Source organism: Acinetobacter calcoaceticus ANC 3811 (assembly GCF_000399665.1).
Classification (GTDB): Bacteria; Pseudomonadota; Gammaproteobacteria; order Pseudomonadales; family Moraxellaceae; genus Acinetobacter; species Acinetobacter calcoaceticus_B.
This window is the reverse complement of sequence record NZ_KB976986.1, coordinates 3,180,861-3,199,488: the sequence shown is the minus strand read 5'-3', so window position 1 is coordinate 3,199,488 and position 18,628 is coordinate 3,180,861. Positions and strand designations below refer to the sequence as shown.

The following is an 18,628-nucleotide window of genomic DNA, read 5'->3' as shown; positions in this document are numbered from 1 at the left end:
TAAGTCAGTAAATCATCTGTTCAAAAAATTATGAAGCTTCTAGCGTTGGATAGTCTGTATAACCTTCAGCACCTTTCGCATATAAAGTTGTTGGTTGAAGTTCATTTAAAGGTAAGTCTTGCTCTAAACGCTGTAAAAGATCTGGGTTGGCAATATATGCTTTACCAAAAGATACTGCATCAGCTTCACCATCATGCAAAATACGTTTTGCTGACTCTGGTGTTAGGTTCTCATTCGCAATCCATACACCATTAAATTTTTCACGAAGTTTAGGGCTAATACTATCAGCAGCTTCATATTCACGAGAGAAGATGAAAGCAACATTACGTTGGCTCAATTGTTCAACCACATAACCAAAAGTTGCTAACGGGTTTTCATCACCCATATCGTGTGAATCACCACGTGGTGCAATATGTACACCTACTCGGCCAGCGCCCCACACTTCAATAAATGCATCAACGACTTCTAATAATAAGCGTGCACGGTTTTCAACAGGACCACCGTATTCGTCATCACGTTGATTCGTATTACTTTGAAGGAACTGGTCAATTAAGTAACCATTCGCTGCGTGTAATTCAACACCATCAAAACCAGCTGCTTTAGCCAATTCTGCTGAATGTTTATATTGAGCAACAACCTCTTTCACTTCTTCAAGTGAAAGTGCACGCGGTTTTACATACGGACGTTTAGGACGTAATAAACTCACTTCACCCGCAGGTTGAATTGCACTTGGTGCAACAGGAATATCACCATCTAAAAGTTCAGGATGCGAAATACGACCCACATGCCAAAGTTGAGCTACAATTTTTGAACCTTGAGCATGAACTGCCTCAATAATTTTATTCCAAGCTTGTGCTTGCTCTTGTGACCATAATCCTGGGGTTTCTGCATAACCTACAGTTTTTGAACCAATCACTGTTGCTTCAGTCAAAATAAGACCAGCATTTGCACGCTGTTGATAATATTCAACCATTAAATCATTAGGTACTCGACTTTCACCACTACGCGCACGCGTTAATGGAGCCATTACTAATCGATTTTTGATTTCAAAATCACCAACCGTTAAAGGAGTATTGAGTTCAGCCATTGTCGCCTCGACTTACACTTTAATATCGTTAAAGTGTTTGTTTTAAATGTTCGATATATTGCTGAATCAAAGCTTCGTTACGTGAAAAATAAGACCATTGACCATATTTTTGGACCTGAATTAGGCCCGCCTGTTGTAAAACAGACAAATGATTCGACATTGTAGACTGCGCTACTTTGCCCAACCGCTCAATATGACCTGCACAAACACCTTTCTCAAAACTACCACCACACTCTTCCACTGGTAAATAATGGTCAGGTTCTTTCAACCATTGCAAAATTTGCCGACGTAGCGGATTGGAAAGGGCTTTGCTAATTGCATCAATATCCATAGGCTCAACACGTCTTTTAAACGAACAAAGCTTTATTCAGCATTTCGAAAACATCATATCGCATTTCCGCGATATTCATATCTGTTTTTTTCGATATTCATATCGCATTTTTTCGATTAACATTCGAAGACTGAACTGCTTTGCCGTTTTAATCGCTAAAAATCCAAGAGTTCTACATATTCATAGATGAACTGTATTTAAACTAAAAGTTCAGCAGACTCTTATAAACCTTGTTTTAAGCTCGCCTCAATAAAGCGATCAAGGTCACCATCAAGAACAGCACCTGTATTAGAGTTTTCAACACCCGTACGTAAATCTTTAATACGCGAATCATCTAATACATATGAACGAATTTGACTTCCCCAACCAATATCAGACTTCGAGTCTTCTAGCGCTTGAGCTGCGTCATTACGTTTTTGCATTTCCAATTCATACAATTTCGCACGTAACTGTTTCCATGCGTGGTCACGGTTAGCATGTTGCGAACGCTGGTTCTGACACGCCACCACAATACCTGTTGGAGTGTGAGTTAAACGGACTGCCGAATCGGTTTTGTTAATATGCTGACCACCTGCACCAGATGCACGGTAAGTATCTGTACGAACATCAGAAGGATTAATATCAATTTCAATATTGTCATCAACTTCTGGGGAAATAAACACTGCCGAGAACGAAGTATGACGGCGGTTACCACTGTCAAATGGTGATTTACGAACTAAACGGTGTACACCTGACTCTGTGCGTAACCAACCATAGGCATATTCACCTTCAACACGAATCGTTGCAGACTTAATACCAGCTACGTCACCATCAGATACTTCCATGAGCTCTGCTTTAAAACCATGACGTTCAATCCAACGCATATACATACGTAATAGCATAGATGCCCAATCTTGTGCTTCGGTACCACCTGAACCTGATTGAATCTCGACATAGCAAGGATTCGGGTCCATTGGGTTACTAAACATACGACGGAATTCAAGTTTAGCCAGTTCATCTTCAGCAGCGCCAAGTTCAGACTGAACATCTTCAAGCAAGCTTTCATCATCGGCTTCTACAGCCAAATCCAACATTGCTTTTGCATCTTCAAGTTGTGTTGATAACCCATCCAATACATTAATAACGTTTTCTAGTTCGCCCTTTTCTTTCGCCATGGCCTGAGCGCGGCTTTGGTCATTCCAGATCGCAGGATCTTCTAACTCACGTAAAACTTCTTCTAAACGCTCTTTTTTCAGATCGTAGTCAAAGATACCCCCGTAGTGTTTGGCTACGATCAGTTAAGTCTTTCAATTGGTTTAGATAAGGATTAATTTCCACGCGAGTGTTCCCATAAGAGCAGATAAACAGTCAATTATTTTAGCATAGCTGCGGTTATCTTCGAACCTGCTTTGTATTTCTCATTATATTTCACTCATCTGATTTCTAATTTTTCTTCAGTTCATTTTAAGTTTAACTAGTAACATCCTCATACAAAATTGGGTACTTTTACAGCATTTTTTATGATCTACACAAAATATCCTCAATTTTAATAAAATAAAACATTCTAATTTTAAATTTTAAAATCAAATACTTAAGTTAAACATATTTACAAAAAAAGCACATAGTTACAGTATGGTTACTTGCACAAGATTGACGCTAACTCATTTTCCTCTAGACTGAAACTTGTAACAAAACATTTATAAATCGCTTTTTAGAGGGGAGAGATTCCATGAAAAAACTAGCAATTGCATCAGCTCTTTTATCTGCACTCGCAGTAAGTGGCGCAGCAAACGCTTACCAAGCTGAAGTTGGTGGTTCTTACAATTATCTTGATCCAGACAACGGTAGCAGCGTAAGTAAATTCGGTGTTGACGGGACTTATTACTTTAATCCTGTTCAAACTCGTAACGCTCCACTTGCTGAAGCAGCTTTTTTAAGCCGTGCAAGTAATGTTAACGCACTTATCAACTATGGCGATAACAGCGGTACAAAAGACACTCAGTATGGCGTAGGTGTTGAATACTATGTTCCTAACTCAGATTTCTACCTTAGCGGTGATGTAGGTCGTACTGAGCGTGAAATTGATAACACCAATATTGATAGTAAAGTAACAACTTATGCAGCTGAAGTAGGTTATTTACCAGCTCCAGGTTTATTACTTGCGCTAGGTGTTAAAGGTTACGACGAAAAAGACGGTAAAGACGGCGCTGATCCAACAGTTCGTGCTAAATACGTAACTCAAGTAGGTCAACATGACGTAAACCTTGAAGCGTTCGGTGCGTTTGGTGACCTAGACGAATATAAAGTTCGTGGTGACTACTACATCGATAAAACTTTAAGTCTTGGTGTGGATTACTACAATAACGACTTAACTGATAAAGATGAATTTGGTATTAATGCTAAAAAATTCTTAAATCAACAAGTAAGTCTTGAAGGTCGTATTGGTTTCGGTGACAACGACAACACTTATGGTGTTCGTGCAGGCTACCGTTTCTAATCTAGTCTAAAAGTTTCTAAAAAAATCCGCTCAAATGAGCGGATTTTTTTATTGGTTTAAATGCACAATACGCAATTGTAAATTTACATTGCCCTTAAATACATTACGATCAATCTCATAGACTAAATGAACTTCATTTCGCATAGGATCAAATTCAAATCTTCCCGCGGCATTAAAAGCAATCGCATCAAAAGTATATTGATCAAGGGCTAATCTAAGCTTTAGATGTGTTTCTTTAAGCCAGCGATAATCAACAACTTTAAAGTGTCCTTCAAACTGAGGAAAAGGGAATTTTTGCCCCCATGGTCCAAGCTGTTCTATCCAGTCCAATGTATCTAGTTGCAAAGCCGAAGCTGGTAACTCTCCATCTGTCCACAAAGTAGCCTGAAAAAGAGATTCTTCCATAGCTGCAACACAGGCAGTAAAAACTGTTTTAAAAGCATCAAAATTTTCTTTACGTATCGTTAAACCTGCTGCTGCCGCATGTCCGCCAAAATGGCTCACCAATTCTGGATGTTGTTCAGCAACCTGTTCAATCATATCTCGGATATGTACACCATCAATTGAACGCGCAGATCCTTTAATATGCACACCATCTTCATCTGGTGCAAAGACAATAGCTGGTCGATGAAACTGTTCTTTTAAACGTCCTGCTACAATTCCAATCACACCTTGATGCCAACTCTCTTCAAAGAGTACAAGAGCTTGTGGAATATCTTCTTTTGAGAGTTGCAAACTATCTAAAGCAGATAAAGCTTGCTGCTTCATCTCCCCTTCAATTTGTCGCCGCTCTATATTTAACTGATTTAATTGTTGAGCAATCGGATAAGCTGTTTCCATAGAATCTGCTAATAAACATTCAATGCCTATACGCATGCTCTCCATACGCCCAGCAGCATTAATACGCGGACCTAAAACAAAACCTAGATCTTGTGCACGCAAAGACGACGCCTCTCGCCCAGCAATATCCAACAGTGCCAATATTCCAACTCGACATTGATGTTGCTGAATGCGCTTCACGCCTGCATCCACTAAAATGCGGTTGTTATAATCTAATACAGCAACATCCGCATAAGTTCCCAAAGCGACTAAATCTAGATATTGAGTGACTTTACTTGTGCTTTTACCTTGTCTGCTACGTAAACTTGCCAAATTGGCCAGCACATAAAAAGCAACTCCAACCCCTGCAAGCGCTTTACTTGGAAAATCACAACCTAACTGATTTGGGTTAACCACCGCTTCTGCCGGAGGTGTTTCTTTAGTTGTTAAATGATGATCTGTAATAATAACTTGCATGCCCAATGCATGGGCTGTATCAACCCCAGCATGGCTGGAAATTCCATTATCGACTGTAATTAATAAATCGGGCTGATAAGTTTGATATGCAAGCTCTGCAATTGCGGGGGTAAGCCCATAACCATATTTAAATCGGTCTGGAACTAAATAGTCGACTTGTGCTCCCATATCACGAAGCGCCAATACCATTAACGCTGTGCTGGTTGCACCGTCAGCATCATAGTCCCCAACAATAACAATTTTTTCATGCTCATCAATGGCTTGATCTATTAAAGCTACAGCGGTTTCTAATCCCTTGAGCTGAGGAGCAAGTAAATTCTTAAGCTTTAATTCTAATTCCTGCTCAGATTGTACTCCACGCCTTGCCAAAATCTCGGCAATAAACGGAGGCACGCCCTGAAACTGTTCAGGGCGTGTCAATAAAGGTCTTTGTTTGATTTGTATTTTTGTCATTTAAGGCATCAGTCGGTGCAGCGTCCATTGACCGTCGATTTTTTCATAACTCAAGCGGTCATGTAAACGATTTGGTCGCCCTTGCCAGAATTCATAATAATCTGGTTGCAGACGATAGCCTCCCCAGAACTCTGGCTTATCAAGCACTTCACGAGTTTCAACTTGCTGCTGTAGATCTTGAAAACGTTGCTGTAACAGCTCTCGGCTTTCAATTTTACCGCTTTGTGGAGTACTAATATGTGCTGCAATCTGGCTATCACGTGGTCGCTTAAGATAGTAATCTGTAGATTCTTGCTCAGCAATTTTAACTACATGACCACCAACTCTTACCTGACGCTCTAGACTTGGCCAGTAAAATAATAATTCGGCATAAGGATTTTCTGCCAAATCTATACCTTTCTGACTGTCATAATTCGTATAAAAATCATAACCAGCTTCTGTGGCCCCACGTAACAATACTGTTCGAACATGAGGTCTACCATTCGCACTTGCTGTTGCTAATGACATGGCATAGGGTTCATGCAAATTGGCTGCTAGAGCATGGTTAAACCAACCAAGAAACTGCTGATGAGGGTTAGAGTCAACCTGCCCCTCATACAACTCGCCTTGCTCATAGCTCAAGCGTAATTCACTTAAATCTTTGATGACATCACTCATGTCATGGCACCTTATGCGACTTGTGCTTGTGAACGAACTGAATCTGCTAAATGCTGAGCTAAAGCATTCACTTCTTGCTCATCGTCACCTTCAACCATGACACGAATCACAGGCTCTGTTCCTGACTTACGAATCAAGATACGCCCACGGCCTTTGAGCTGTGCTTCAGCTTTATCAAATTCAGTTACCAATGCTGGAATAGAATATGGATCAAGCATTTGTTCTAAACGTACATTTAAAAGAACTTGTGGGAATAATTTAAAGTCTTGAACCAATTCATGAAGAGCCTTGTTTTGCTCAACCATCACAGTTAAAACTTGAAGTGCGGCGATAATTGCATCACCAGTCGTACTCTTGTCTAAGGTTAAAATATGACCAGAAGGCTCACCACCTATCACCCAACCATTTTCTTCTAAAGCCTGTAATACATAGCGGTCACCGACTTTTGCACGAACAAAGTTAACATTTGCTTTTTCAAATGCAACTTCAAGTGCCATATTACTCATGACAGTACCAACAATACCCGCTGGCTTATTTTGCGCCTGAGTCGCCAAAATATATAAAATATGGTCACCATCAATTAAGTTACCAAACTTATCGACCATCACAACACGGTCAGCATCGCCATCAAAGGCAATACCTAAATCTGCTTCGTGCTCAACCACTGCTTTTTGTAAGTGTTCAGGATGTGTTGAACCACAGCCTTCATTAATATTTAAGCCATCTGGTTCATTATATAAAGCAACAACTTTTGCCCCTAGCTCACGGAAAACTGAAGGCCCAACGCTATATGCCGCACCATGAGCACAGTCCAACACAATCTTTAAATTATTTAAATCAAAGTGGTAGGGGAATGTAGATTTACAGAATTCGATATAGCGACCATTTGCATCATTTACACGAACACTTTTACCTAAGTTTGCAGTGTCCTCAATAAATAAATCTTTTTCTAATTCGCGGTTAATTTCTTCTTGTAATGAATCCGGTAATTTTTTGCCTTCACTTGAAAAGAATTTAATCCCATTATCATAATATGGATTATGTGATGCAGAAATAACAATACCTGCATGTGCATGCAAAGCACGAGTAAGGTGTGCAATTGCTGGTGTTGGTAACGGGCCAAGTAAATGAACATATACGCCAGCAGCGTTTAAGCCTGCCTGCAAAGCAGATTCTAAAATATAACCAGATAAACGTGTGTCTTTTCCTAATACAACGAGCGGTTTATTTTTTGGACTCGTTCGTTTTAATACCTTCCCTGCAGCAAAACCGAGTTTTAAAGCAAACTCTGGAGTAATAGGCATTTGCCCAAATTTTCCACGAATACCATCCGTTCCAAAATAACTCATAGCTTATCTCATTCTTACGCCACTTCAGCGGTGGCTCACTTCATATATGGCAATTCCGCCATATTTCTTTTCTTCAGTTTTACTTTACACCAAAAACAAAAAGCCGTCAGTGTAATGACGGCTTTCTTCATTGTTTTGGTTACCAAATTCTAACCAACACGATAGTTTGGAGCTTCTTTAGTAATCGTTACATCGTGAACATGTGACTCAGACATACCCGCTGAAGTGATTTTCACAAATTTCGCGTTTTGGCGAAGATCTTCAATCACAGCTGAACCTGTATAACCCATCGATGAACGTAAACCACCCATCATTTGATGAACGATGTTACCCATTGGGCCTTTATATGGAACACGGCCTTCGATTCCTTCTGGTACTAACTTCTCAGCACCCGCTTTTGAATCTTGGAAATAACGGTCAGCAGAACCAGTTGCTCCCGCCATTGCACCTAATGAACCCATACCACGATATGCTTTGTAGTAACGACCTTGGAAAAACTCAACTTCGCCAGGTGCTTCTTCAGTACCAGCTAGAAGTGAACCAACCATGATTGTGCTTGCACCCGCACCAATCGCTTTTGCCATATCGCCAGAGAAGCGGATACCACCATCTGCAATTAAAGGAATTTGATCTTTCAATGCATTAGCAACGCTGTCAATCGCAGAAATTTGTGGCATACCAATACCTGCCACAATACGAGTTGTACAGATAGAACCAGGACCGATACCCACTTTTACAGCATCTGCACCTGCATCTAATAATGCTAATGCAGCATCACCAGTTGCGATATTTCCGCCAATCACTTGTACTTGAGGGAAGTTTTGTTTCACCCAGCGTACACGTTCAATTACACCAGCTGAATGACCGTGTGCTGTATCAACAACGATTACGTCAACACCAGCTTCAACCAATGCTTCCACACGACTTGGTGTATCAGCACCTGTACCTACCGCAGCACCAACACGTAAACGACCAAGATCATCTTTACAACTGTTTGGATAGCTCTCAGCTTTGCGGAAGTCAGTCACTGTAATTAAGCCTTTAAGTTCGTTGCTCTCGCCAACGACCAAGACTTTTTCAATACGGTGTTTTTGCAATAATGCTTGAATATTTTCTTTAGACTCGCCTTCACGCACAGTGACTAAACGATCTTGGCCTGTCATGATGTTGCTAACAGGTTGTTCTAAATTGGTTTCAAAACGCGTATCACGGCCTGTCACAATACCAACAACCTTGCCGTCTTTAACAACAGGTACACCGCTAATGTTATTAGCAGTGGTAATTGCAATCAGTTCACGTACTGTAGTTTCAGGCGTTACAGTGATAGGGTCTTTCACCATACCCGCTTCGAATTTCTTTACACGGCGTACTTCTGCAGCTTGAGCAGCAATATCCATGTTTTTGTGCAAAATCCCGATACCACCATTTTGTGACATCGCAATCGCCATACGTGACTCAGTCACTGTATCCATTGCAGCTGAAACTAATGGGATATTTAAATGAATGCCGCGAGTTAAACGTGTCTTTAGAGAGACATCTTTTGGGAGAACAGTAGAGTAGGCAGGAAGTAATAAGACATCATCGAAGGTTAGCGCTTCTTGAACGATGGTCAGCATAACAATCTCACTGGTAAATTCCGTGAGCTATTATAAACAAATTTCAATGCAATTTTCATATTATCTTTGCCTTTTTCAGCAATAGATGTAGAGCTGCTCTAAATAATTCCCACTTATTATAGTTTTAACGTTATTTTTTAATCTATGTTTTTGCAACCCAGAATTTTATCTGGGTTGCTCATTTGACATTATATTTAGGCAGGACAACTAAAAACTTGTTCTGTCATTAAGTCGACACCACAAGGTAAAGGCTCAATCCAGTCCAAAAACCGATTAATCATTTCTTTACCTATAAATGGGCTGCCGTGCTGTGGAACAATCATTTCAATATCCATCTGGCGAACCATGTTTACCCATAAACGGATAACCTTATTGGAACACATATAGCGTTGGTGAAAAGCTTTCATTTTTAGAACGTGCATATCGAAATCTGTTAGAGGTTGATTAGCATCCTCAACAATCGAAGCGCCCATGTCGCCAGAAAATAGAATTTTAGCGACTGGATCATAAAACTGAAAATTACCGACCGAATGTAGAAAATGAGCAGGAACTACCACAAGCTTTGACTCCCCCAATTGAATCACTTGACCCTGATCAGGTAGTTCAATTAGGCGATCTTCCCAATTCCCTTTCATACGTTCACTCATAAATGAGGAATTTAGGTGCGGTAGAAAACGTGCCCATAATTTTGACGCCACCACTTTAGCGTCTGTATAGACTAACCAGCGCGGCATTGAAGTAATAATATCTGGATCCTGATGCGAAGCCATCACATAGTCTAGATTTTTCAAGCGTGTATATTTATTTAATTCCATCGTTAATGGAACGTAGGTCAAATCGCCACCCGGATCGATTACAGCAGCGCGCTCATGATCAATAATTAAAAATTGATTGGCTTGGATACCTTCCCCTTTGACCAAACTGGTAAAACTAATACATTTATGAATGCCATTATCAAATAGTATCTGCGATGTTGTTTTTTCAAACCCCATACAATTTCCCCAAAAAAACTTTAAATATTAGATATTTTTATATCCATACTAAAATAAAGGGATTCAACAATTCTTGCAATGAATTGCTTTATTTTTCTCATAATATTTTAAAATAGCTTTTGCTTTTCTTATTTTATAAATGAATCATAATGTTATTTAAAATTAAAACATAATAAATTAAAATAATTCTCATTATCAGTTTTGTCTTTTGCGCTGCCTAGGCCTCCCATGAACCAAGCACCTTATTTTTCAAGCTCCAAAACATTGTTAGCAGTTGCTATTTTTAGCTTAATGACAGCAAGTCATGCTGATGAAACAGCAGAACAACAAAATTCAACCAGTGTGCTGCCCACAATTTCTATTCAGGCGCAAAAAGAAACCAGCTCTGCCTATGTCGCAACAAAAGCAACCTCTGCCTTAAAATCGGATGCACCCTTATTTAAGACGGCTCAATCGGTTTCTGTGGTGACTCGTGAACAGCTCGACCAGAAACAAGCTAGAACTCTAGCAGATGCACTTGAAGGCATTGCAGGTGTTGAAGCTGGAAAACTTGGTCGTCGTGGTTGGGATGATTTTGTTATTCGAGGCCAGACCTCTTCCGATTCGGTTTATGTAGATGGTTTAAGAATCGGTCAAAGTTCTCCAACGCCATCTGTAGCAGCTGAACTATCGGGCATGGATCAGGTCCAAGTTTTAAAAGGCCCAGCCTCTATTAATTTCGGTTTGGTTGCGCCAGGCGGCATGGTGAATTTAGTCACTAAACGACCTGAAGCAGAAAACTTTGCGCGTGCTAGCATGACTTATGGCAGCTATAACTTAAAAGAAGGTACATTCGATTTAAACTATAGCCCTAATAATAGTGAAAAAGGTGCTTTCCGTTTAAATGGCCGCATCTCTGACCAAGATGACCCGACAGATTATGTGTATTTTAAAAATTACTATATCTCCCCTTCTTACAATTTCGACTTAGGTGATAACACTGACCTCTCTGTAATCGCAAGCTATCAGCACCGCGAATATATTCGTCAACAAGGTTTGCCTGTAATTGGTACTTTAAAAGATAATCCTAACGGCGCTATAGACCGAAGCTTGTATATTGGCGATCCTAATTTCGGTAAATATGAGGCAGATGTTTATCGTACGGGTTATACGTTTAAACATGCATTTGATAATGGCTGGAACTTTAACCAGAATTTTGCCGTGCAAAAAACTGAAATGGATGGCACTGCGGTTTTTGCTCGTACAGGTAGTAACTTTTGGGCAGATAAAGACTACACCACCATAAGCCGTAAAAATAACAGCCGCCACCAAATTATTGATAATTTAAGTTTCGCCATCGATAACCGTTTAAATAAACAGTTTGATTTATATGGTATGCAACATGACTTCAATATAGGTGTAGATGCCTTCCAAGAAAAAAGTGATTACACCAATAACCGTTGTAATGTAGGTGATTTAAACATATATGCTCCTGTATATGGGCAAACTGTTACCTGTTCCGACCCTGTCAGCAACCACGATATTAACCGCTTAAAATACGCAGGTTTATATATTCGTGACCGTATTCAACTCAATGATCAATGGCTTTTAAGCTTGTCTGGACGCCAAGACTGGGCACAAACCCAAAGCACAAGCTTAGTTACAAGTAGTGCGAGTAAACAATCAGACAATGCTTTTACGGGTAGTGCCTCTGTCATGTATACCCTTAATGACATTGTTGCCCCTTATGTTAGCTATGCCACTTCATTTACACCTAACAGCGGTACTGATGTAAATAAAAATCCGTTCAAACCTGAAGAAGGTAAACAGGTTGAAGTCGGGATGAAGTTACAAAGCCCAGACCAACGGATTCAAGGTGCTATCGCTTGGTATGATTTAAAACGTCAGAATGTTGTAGTTAATGATTTAGTAAATCCAAATGAAAAAGTACAACGTGGCGAACAGTTAACACGTGGTATTGAAACTGAACTCAGCGCAGAAATTTTAGAAGGCTTAAAATTAACGGCTGCATATACCTACACGATTGATGCTGAAATTAGTAAAGATGCAAACTCAAGCAATGTAGGAAAAGCACTCGATAATATTCCTGAGCATGCTTATAGCTTGTCAGCGCGCTATAAATTTGACCCAACATCAAAACTTGGTTGGTATGTTGGCGGTGGATTCCGTGGTGAAACATATAAAACTGTCGATGGCTTAGATGTTCACGTTCCGGGCTATACAGTATTTGACACTGAAGCTGGCTATGACGCTGGACATTGGGGTGCCCAACTTGCGATTCGTAATTTATTTGATAAAGATTACTATGCAGGTGCACTAAATGAAAATTTAGTGACACTCGGTAACCCACGCCAAATTAATTTTACAGTGAAATTTAACTACTAAAATGACCTACAAAAAAACGCACTCGAATTGAGTGCGTTTTTTATGGCAGCTTTAAATGTTTTAGAAGAAATAATGCTGCACTAAAGTAGAGACACCGACAATTAAGAAAATAGCAGCGCCAATTTTATGAATGAGAGAGATAGATAAACGTTCAGCTAATTTATTACCAATAAATACAGCTGGTGCATTGGCAATCATCATCCCTAAGGTTGTACCTAACATTACCCAGAAAATGCTGTCATAACGTGCAGCTAAAGCAACTGTCGCAATCTGAGTTTTATCACCAATTTCTGCTAAGAAAAACAGGATAAAGGTTGCACCAAAAACACCAAATTTTTGCCATCTGTTAATGCTATCAGTTTCATCATCTAGCTTATCGGGAATAAGCATCCAGAACGCCATACCAATAAAACCACCCGCAAGTACCCAAACTAAAATTTCGGGACTCAAAACGGTCGTAATCCACTGCCCAAGTACAGCAGAGATACCATGGTTAATTAAAGTAGCTAAAAGAATCGCAATGAGAATAGGGATTGGCTTACGGAAACGTGCAGACAGTAAAAGGGCCAACAATTGAGTTTTATCGCCCATTTCAGCTAGGGCAACAATCGAGGTAGAAATCAGAAATTCTTGCATGTCGTTTCTCTGGCTAGCATAAATGCCCATGACCTACCCCTCCTGCTAGCCAAATATCTGCAGAGTGGTAAATCAAAGGTCTTGCCAACTCGGAAACGATGAGACGTTTAAGCTATGATGACCATGTTCTGTTGAACAATTATGTTGATCATCACCTATTCATTCAGAAATGAATAGCGGCTACTCCCCAATGAAGTATGTGCTCATTATATTCGAGCAGTTCTATTTTTCAAACAAAAAATTTTATCCATGCCCACACTAACAGCCGCCCCAAGCCCAATACTAAAGCTAAACAGATACTTAAGTTAATAAAACCAAAATTATTAACGCCAGCTATATGTTGTGATTGAAATTCGAATGGCAAAATAAGCGTTGCCACAAATACTTCCAAACCCATTGCAACGTAGGTCATCCACTCCCAAGGAAAGTGCAAAAGACTGACCCATAATCCCATCAATAAAAATACAACCAACAGAATCGGCAACATGATTTTTAAAAAACCTACCATTTATTATTTCTCCTTTGTCTAAAACGAGAATTTTTTCCTCTCTCGATCACTCCCTCTTTATCTGTAGATTAACCTAAAATCAATTAAATTAAAGACCAAAATAAAACCCCGCCGAAGCGAGGTTTTAATGATTCATTTCAAAATATTAGATTAATAAAGTACGAATATCTTTAAGAAGTTTCGTAAGTTTATTGGTAAAGCGAGCGGCATCTGCACCATTAATTACACGGTGGTCATAAGACATCGACAACGGCAACATTAAGCGTGGATCAAAGTCTTTACCATTCCAAACCGGTTGCATCGTTGCAGGTGAAATACCCAAAATCGCAACTTGTGGCCAGTTCACAAGTGGTGTAAATGATGTACCACCAATCGAACCTAAGCTTGTAATCGTGAAGTTCGCACCTTGTAAGTCTTTCGGTGTTAATTTCTTATCACGTGCTTTTTGACCTAACACACCCAATTCAACTGCAATTTGCTTAATTGATTTTTGGTCTGGGTTACGAAGTACTGGCACAGTTAAACCATCAGGTGTTGCTACCGCAATTCCCATATGGATTTCATTGCGCAAGAGCACTGATTTACCGTCATCAGATAGATGACCTGCAAACTCACGCTCTTCTTTCAACAAATGCGCAACCGCTTTGATAATGAATGCCATAATCGTCAGGCTGATACCTTCTTTTTTGAAGTTGCCTTTCAGCTCATTACGCCAATCTTCTAACTCAGTAATGTCAGCCGAATCAAACTGGGTGACTTGCGGAATAAAGTTATTCAACGACAATTGCGGAATAGATACTTGCTGCAAACGCGTCAGTACTTTTTCTTCCACACCACCAAATGCAGTGAAGTCAGGAAGCTTTGGCAAACCCGAAACCGCTGGTGCAGCCGCAGCAACTGGTGCAGCTTGTGGTGCAGTTAAACGAGTCTTCACATAAGCAAAGATATCTTCTTTAACAACACGGCCATGCTCACCAGAAGTTTTAACTTGTGACAAAATCACACCAAGTTCACGAGCAAGCTTACGTACAGCAGGACCTGCATATACTTTAGCGTTTTCGGCTTCTTGCTCTTTGGTTAACTTATCACTACCAGATGTTGGAGCAGATACAGCCTGAGTCGGAGCAGGAGCTGCCGCTTTAGGTGCTGCTGCCGGAGCTGGAGCTACTTCTGCTTTTGCCGCTGGTGCAGCAGCTGGTGCTTGGCCTTCCGCTTCAATTGTTGCAAGCAATATACCTTGTGAAACCTGTTGGCCTGCTTGCAAGTGAATTGCTTTCACAACGCCCGCAACAGTACTTGGAACTTCAACAGTCGCTTTATCTGACTCAACCACAACAAGGCTTTGGTCTACATCAACTTTATCGCCAACTTGTACCAAAATTTCAGCAACAACTGCTTTGTCTACGCCTAAATCTGGAACGTTAATATCAACTGGTCCAGATTGAGTAGCAGTCGCAGCTACAGTTTCTTGTTGAACTGGTGCAGATGCTGCCGCTGGAGCTGCTGTAGAAGCAGGAGCTTCAACTGGCGCACTTGCTGCAGATGTTGTTTTCACTTTAATGAGCACAACACCTTCTTTAACTGTATCGCCTTCTTTAACTTGAATGCTTTCTACAGTACCAGCAACACTGCTTGGTACTTCTACAGTTGCTTTGTCAGATTCAACTATAACGATGCTTTGCTCAACATCGATTTGCTCACCAACTTTTACTAAAATTTCACCAACGAGTGCTTTTTCAACACCAATGTCAGGAACTTGAACTTCAACCACTTGGCTAGTAGTTGCCGCTGCTGGTTGTGCAGCAGTTGAAGCCTGCTGTACCGCTGCTGTTTGTTCAGCTGCTGGTGCAGGTTTTGCAACTTCTTCTGCTTGAGCTACAGGTGCATTACCTTCAGCTTCAAGTTCAAACAATACCGTACCTTCAGTTACGCTATCGCCTTCTTTGATTAAGATACTTTTTACGACACCTGCTGAAGTGCTAGGCACTTCAACAGACGCTTTATCCGATTCAAGCAAAACAAGGCTGTCATTTTCAGCAATGCTGTCACCAACTTTTACCAAAATTTCAGCAACAATTGCTTTATCTACGCCAATATCAGGGGTCTTAATTTGCATGCTTAGTTCCCCTCACCTGTTTGCACTTCATGGTATTCAGCAACTGCCTGAACTTCTGGATGTGCTTGCGGAGCCCATGCCACTGGACGGTCAGTATCTAACTCAAAGTTAGAAATTGCATCTTTAACTAAACGTGCATCTACTTCACCTTCGTCAGCTAATTTTTTCAAAGTAGCAACGACGATATGTGCAGCATCAACACCAAAGAAACTACGCAAGTTAGCACGTGTATCTGAGCGACCATAACCATCTGTACCCAACGCAACAAATGGGCGACCATCTGGAAGATAAGCACGGATTTGTTCGCTATACGCACGCATATGGTCTGTTGCTGAAACAACAATACCTTCTGTACCGCGTAATTGTTTAGATACCCAAGATTCTTTCACTTCTTCAGTAAGTGGGTGTAAGCGGTTGTATTCTTCACATGCCATACCATCACGCGACAACTCATTGAAGCTTGTTACACTCCAAACGTTCGAATGGATTTGGTATTCATCACGTAAGATTTTTGCAGCTTTGATCACTTCACGAAGAATTACACCTGAACCCATCAATTGGACAGTTGCTTTTTCATCTTTTTCGAACAAGTACATACCACGTTTAATGCCTTCCTCAGCGCCTTCAGGCATTGCAGGATGCTCGTAGTTTTCGTTCATTACAGTGAGGTAATAGAACACACGCTCTTGGTTCACATACATACGTTGTAAACCGTCATGAACGATTACAGCTAACTCATAACCAAAACATGGGTCATAAGATACACAGTTAGGAATCGTGTTCGCCAAGATATGTGAATGACCATCTTGGTGCTGTAAACCTTCACCGTTCAATGTGGTACGACCAGCAGTTGCACCTAACAAGAAACCTTGAGCTTGTGCGTCACCCGCAGCCCACGCAATGTCACCAATACGTTGGAAACCAAACATTGAGTAGTACATGTACATTGGAATCATTGGCAAGTTATTCGTTGAATAACTTGTTGCCAACGCAGCCCATGCGCTCATCGCACCAGCTTCGTTAATCCCTTCTTGAAGCATGTGACCATCACTTGCTTCACGGTAATGCATTAACTGTTCTTGGTCTTCTGGGGTATATTTTTGACCGTGAGCAGCATAAATACCAAGCTGACGGAACATACCTTCTAGACCAAAAGTACGCGCTTCATCTGGAACGATTGGTACTACACGGTCTTTAATTGCTTTTTCTTTAAGTAAAGCTGCAATTAAACGAACCATCACCATAGTGGTAGATTGCTCTTTACCACCTGAACCGTTTAATACTGCATCAAATGCAGATAATTTAGGAATCGCTAAAATTTCACTCTCTTTACGACGTGCAGGTAGATAACCACCTAATGCTTCACGACGCGCTTTCATGTACTTCATTTCTGGAGAGTTTTCACTTGGGCGATAAAATGGAAGCTCTTCTAATTGATCATCTGTAAATGGCAGGTTAAAACGGTCACGTACATATTTTAAAGAATCGATCTGCATTTTCTTGATTTGGTGAGTCTTATTCACCGCTTCAATTTCTTCAGACAAACCATAACCTTTAACAGTTTTCGCAAGAATAACTGTTGGTTGACCTTTGGCTGTCATTGCTTCTGCATAGGCAGCAAAAACTTTGTACGGGTCATGACCACCACGGTTAAGATTATCGATGTCTTCATCGCTTAAATCTTTTACAAGTTCCGCAGCTTCTGGGTACTTACCAAAGAATTTCTCGCGTGTATATGCACCACCTTTCACTTGATAGCGCTGGTATTCGCCATCAACTGTTTCTCCCATTACCGCTTTTAAAGCGCCTGTGCTGTCTTTCGCAAGTAGCGGATCCCAATGACGACCCCATACCACTTTAATGACACGCCAGCCCGCACCACGGAATAAAGATTCTAATTCTTGAATGATTTTACCGTTACCACGTACAGGGCCATCTAGACGCTGTAAGTTACAGTTAACAACCCAGATCAAGTTATCAAGTTTTTCACGACCAGCAAGTGAAATTGCACCAGTACTTTCTGGCTCATCCATCTCGCCATCGCCAAGATAAGCCCAGACTTTACGATTTTCTTCTTTGATCAAGCCACGATTCATCAAATATTTTTGAATGTGCGCTTGATAAATCGACATGATTGGACCAAGACCCATTGATACAGTTGGGAATTGCCAATAGTCCGGCATTAAATATGGATGTGGATAGCTTGGTAAACCGTTACCGCCAACTTCACGGCGGAAATTACTTAACTGTTCTTCAGTCAAACGCCCTTCAAGGAATGAACGAGCATAAATACCAGGAGCACAATGTCCTTGGTAATAAATCATATCTCCGCCAAAGTTATCGCTGTTTGCGCGGAAGAAATGGTTAAAACCTACGTCATATAATGTTGCACTTGATGCGAAGCTCGCCAAGTGTCCACCTAAATCATCACCTGTTTTATTCGCACGGAGTACCATTGCTAAGGCATTCCAACGAATCAATGCACGAATACGGCGTTCCATATCTTGGTCGCCTGGCATTGCAGGTTGTTCTTCAACAGAAATTGTATTTAAGTAAGGTGTATTGAGACGTTGAATGGGAACATGCTTAGCAATTGCTTGTTGGTAAAGTTTTTCCAATAAGAATGCCGCGCGCTCAGTTCCCATATGTTGTAAAACTGAATCGAATGCATCTTGCCACTCTTGGGTTTCTTGTGCATCGGAGTCACCGTAAAACGCCATAATTCA

General features: G+C 40.7%; 14 protein-coding genes and 1 riboswitch. Of the genes, 2 read left to right on the top strand and 12 right to left on the bottom strand.

The genetic code is table 11. The features are described from left to right. Positions 1 to 28: 28 nt before the first annotated feature. The 3 genes from F935_RS16230 to prfB form a co-directional block, all read right to left on the bottom strand. Entirely contained in the window at positions 29 to 1,087 is a 1,059-nt protein-coding gene (locus F935_RS16230; RefSeq protein WP_016139877.1) for an alkene reductase, read from the bottom strand. Between the two features lie 28 nt (positions 1,088 to 1,115). Continuing rightward, complete coding sequence (locus tag F935_RS16225) at positions 1,116 to 1,418, bottom strand: ArsR/SmtB family transcription factor (protein WP_016139876.1); 303 nt, start codon at positions 1,416 to 1,418, stop codon at positions 1,116 to 1,118. A gap of 221 nt (positions 1,419 to 1,639) precedes the next feature. Beyond that, positions 1,640 to 2,735 (bottom strand): peptide chain release factor 2 gene (gene prfB, locus F935_RS16220; protein ID WP_155237758.1). Its coding sequence is split into 2 segments (ribosomal slippage): positions 1,640 to 2,662 and positions 2,664 to 2,735, totalling 1,095 coding nucleotides; the frame shifts between segments, so codons are not numbered across the junction. A gap of 391 nt (positions 2,736 to 3,126) precedes the next feature. Between prfB and F935_RS16215 the strand changes: the two genes are divergently transcribed. Then, the gene (locus tag F935_RS16215) at positions 3,127 to 3,894 is read left to right on the top strand and encodes a putative porin (RefSeq protein ID WP_016139874.1); all 768 of its coding nucleotides are present in this window, start codon (positions 3,127 to 3,129) and stop codon (positions 3,892 to 3,894) included. Positions 3,895 to 3,942: 48 nt separating this feature from the next. Here the strand turns inward: F935_RS16215 and recJ are convergent, their stop codons facing one another. The 5 genes from recJ to F935_RS16190 form a co-directional block, all read right to left on the bottom strand. Then, positions 3,943 to 5,643, bottom strand: coding sequence for a single-stranded-DNA-specific exonuclease RecJ (recJ, locus tag F935_RS16210; protein ID WP_016139873.1), 1,701 nt, complete (start codon positions 5,641 to 5,643; stop codon positions 3,943 to 3,945). Continuing rightward, positions 5,644 to 6,300, bottom strand: a complete 657-nt coding sequence (gene pdxH / locus F935_RS16205; RefSeq protein ID WP_016139872.1) for a pyridoxamine 5'-phosphate oxidase — start codon at positions 6,298 to 6,300, stop codon at positions 5,644 to 5,646. 11 nt (positions 6,301 to 6,311) lie between these two features. Beyond that, positions 6,312 to 7,649 (bottom strand): phosphoglucosamine mutase, encoded by a 1,338-nt coding sequence (gene glmM, locus F935_RS16200; protein ID WP_016139871.1) that lies wholly within the window; start codon positions 7,647 to 7,649, stop codon positions 6,312 to 6,314. 149 nt (positions 7,650 to 7,798) lie between these two features. Then, the gene (guaB, locus tag F935_RS16195; protein WP_016139870.1) at positions 7,799 to 9,265 is read right to left on the bottom strand and encodes an IMP dehydrogenase; all 1,467 of its coding nucleotides are present in this window, start codon (positions 9,263 to 9,265) and stop codon (positions 7,799 to 7,801) included. Between the two features lie 194 nt (positions 9,266 to 9,459). Continuing rightward, positions 9,460 to 10,257 (bottom strand): oxygen-binding di-iron domain-containing protein, encoded by a 798-nt coding sequence (locus tag F935_RS16190; RefSeq protein WP_016139869.1) that lies wholly within the window; start codon positions 10,255 to 10,257, stop codon positions 9,460 to 9,462. A gap of 228 nt (positions 10,258 to 10,485) precedes the next feature. Between F935_RS16190 and F935_RS16185 the strand changes: the two genes are divergently transcribed. Beyond that, complete coding sequence (locus F935_RS16185) at positions 10,486 to 12,642, top strand: TonB-dependent siderophore receptor (protein ID WP_016139868.1); 2,157 nt, start codon at positions 10,486 to 10,488, stop codon at positions 12,640 to 12,642. Between the two features lie 60 nt (positions 12,643 to 12,702). Here F935_RS16185 and F935_RS16180 read toward each other — a convergent pair whose 3' ends face one another. The 4 genes from F935_RS16180 to aceE all read right to left on the bottom strand — a co-directional run bounded on the left by F935_RS16180 (position 12,703) and on the right by aceE (position 18,622). Further along, positions 12,703 to 13,278 carry a TMEM165/GDT1 family protein gene (locus F935_RS16180; protein WP_003654075.1) on the bottom strand — a complete coding sequence of 192 codons (576 nt, stop codon included), beginning with the start codon at positions 13,276 to 13,278 and terminating at the stop codon, positions 12,703 to 12,705. A gap of 15 nt (positions 13,279 to 13,293) precedes the next feature. Next, a riboswitch (yybP-ykoY riboswitch) is annotated at positions 13,294 to 13,479 on the bottom strand. A 28-nt stretch (positions 13,480 to 13,507) separates the two neighbouring features. Next, entirely contained in the window at positions 13,508 to 13,786 is a 279-nt protein-coding gene (locus tag F935_RS16175) for a hypothetical protein (RefSeq protein WP_016139867.1), read from the bottom strand. Positions 13,787 to 13,931: 145 nt separating this feature from the next. After that, positions 13,932 to 15,902, bottom strand: coding sequence for a 2-oxo acid dehydrogenase subunit E2 (locus F935_RS16170; RefSeq protein WP_016139866.1), 1,971 nt, complete (start codon positions 15,900 to 15,902; stop codon positions 13,932 to 13,934). A gap of 2 nt (positions 15,903 to 15,904) precedes the next feature. Next, positions 15,905 to 18,622, bottom strand: coding sequence for a pyruvate dehydrogenase (acetyl-transferring), homodimeric type (aceE, locus tag F935_RS16165; RefSeq protein WP_016139865.1), 2,718 nt, complete (start codon positions 18,620 to 18,622; stop codon positions 15,905 to 15,907). Positions 18,623 to 18,628 lie beyond the last annotated feature (6 nt).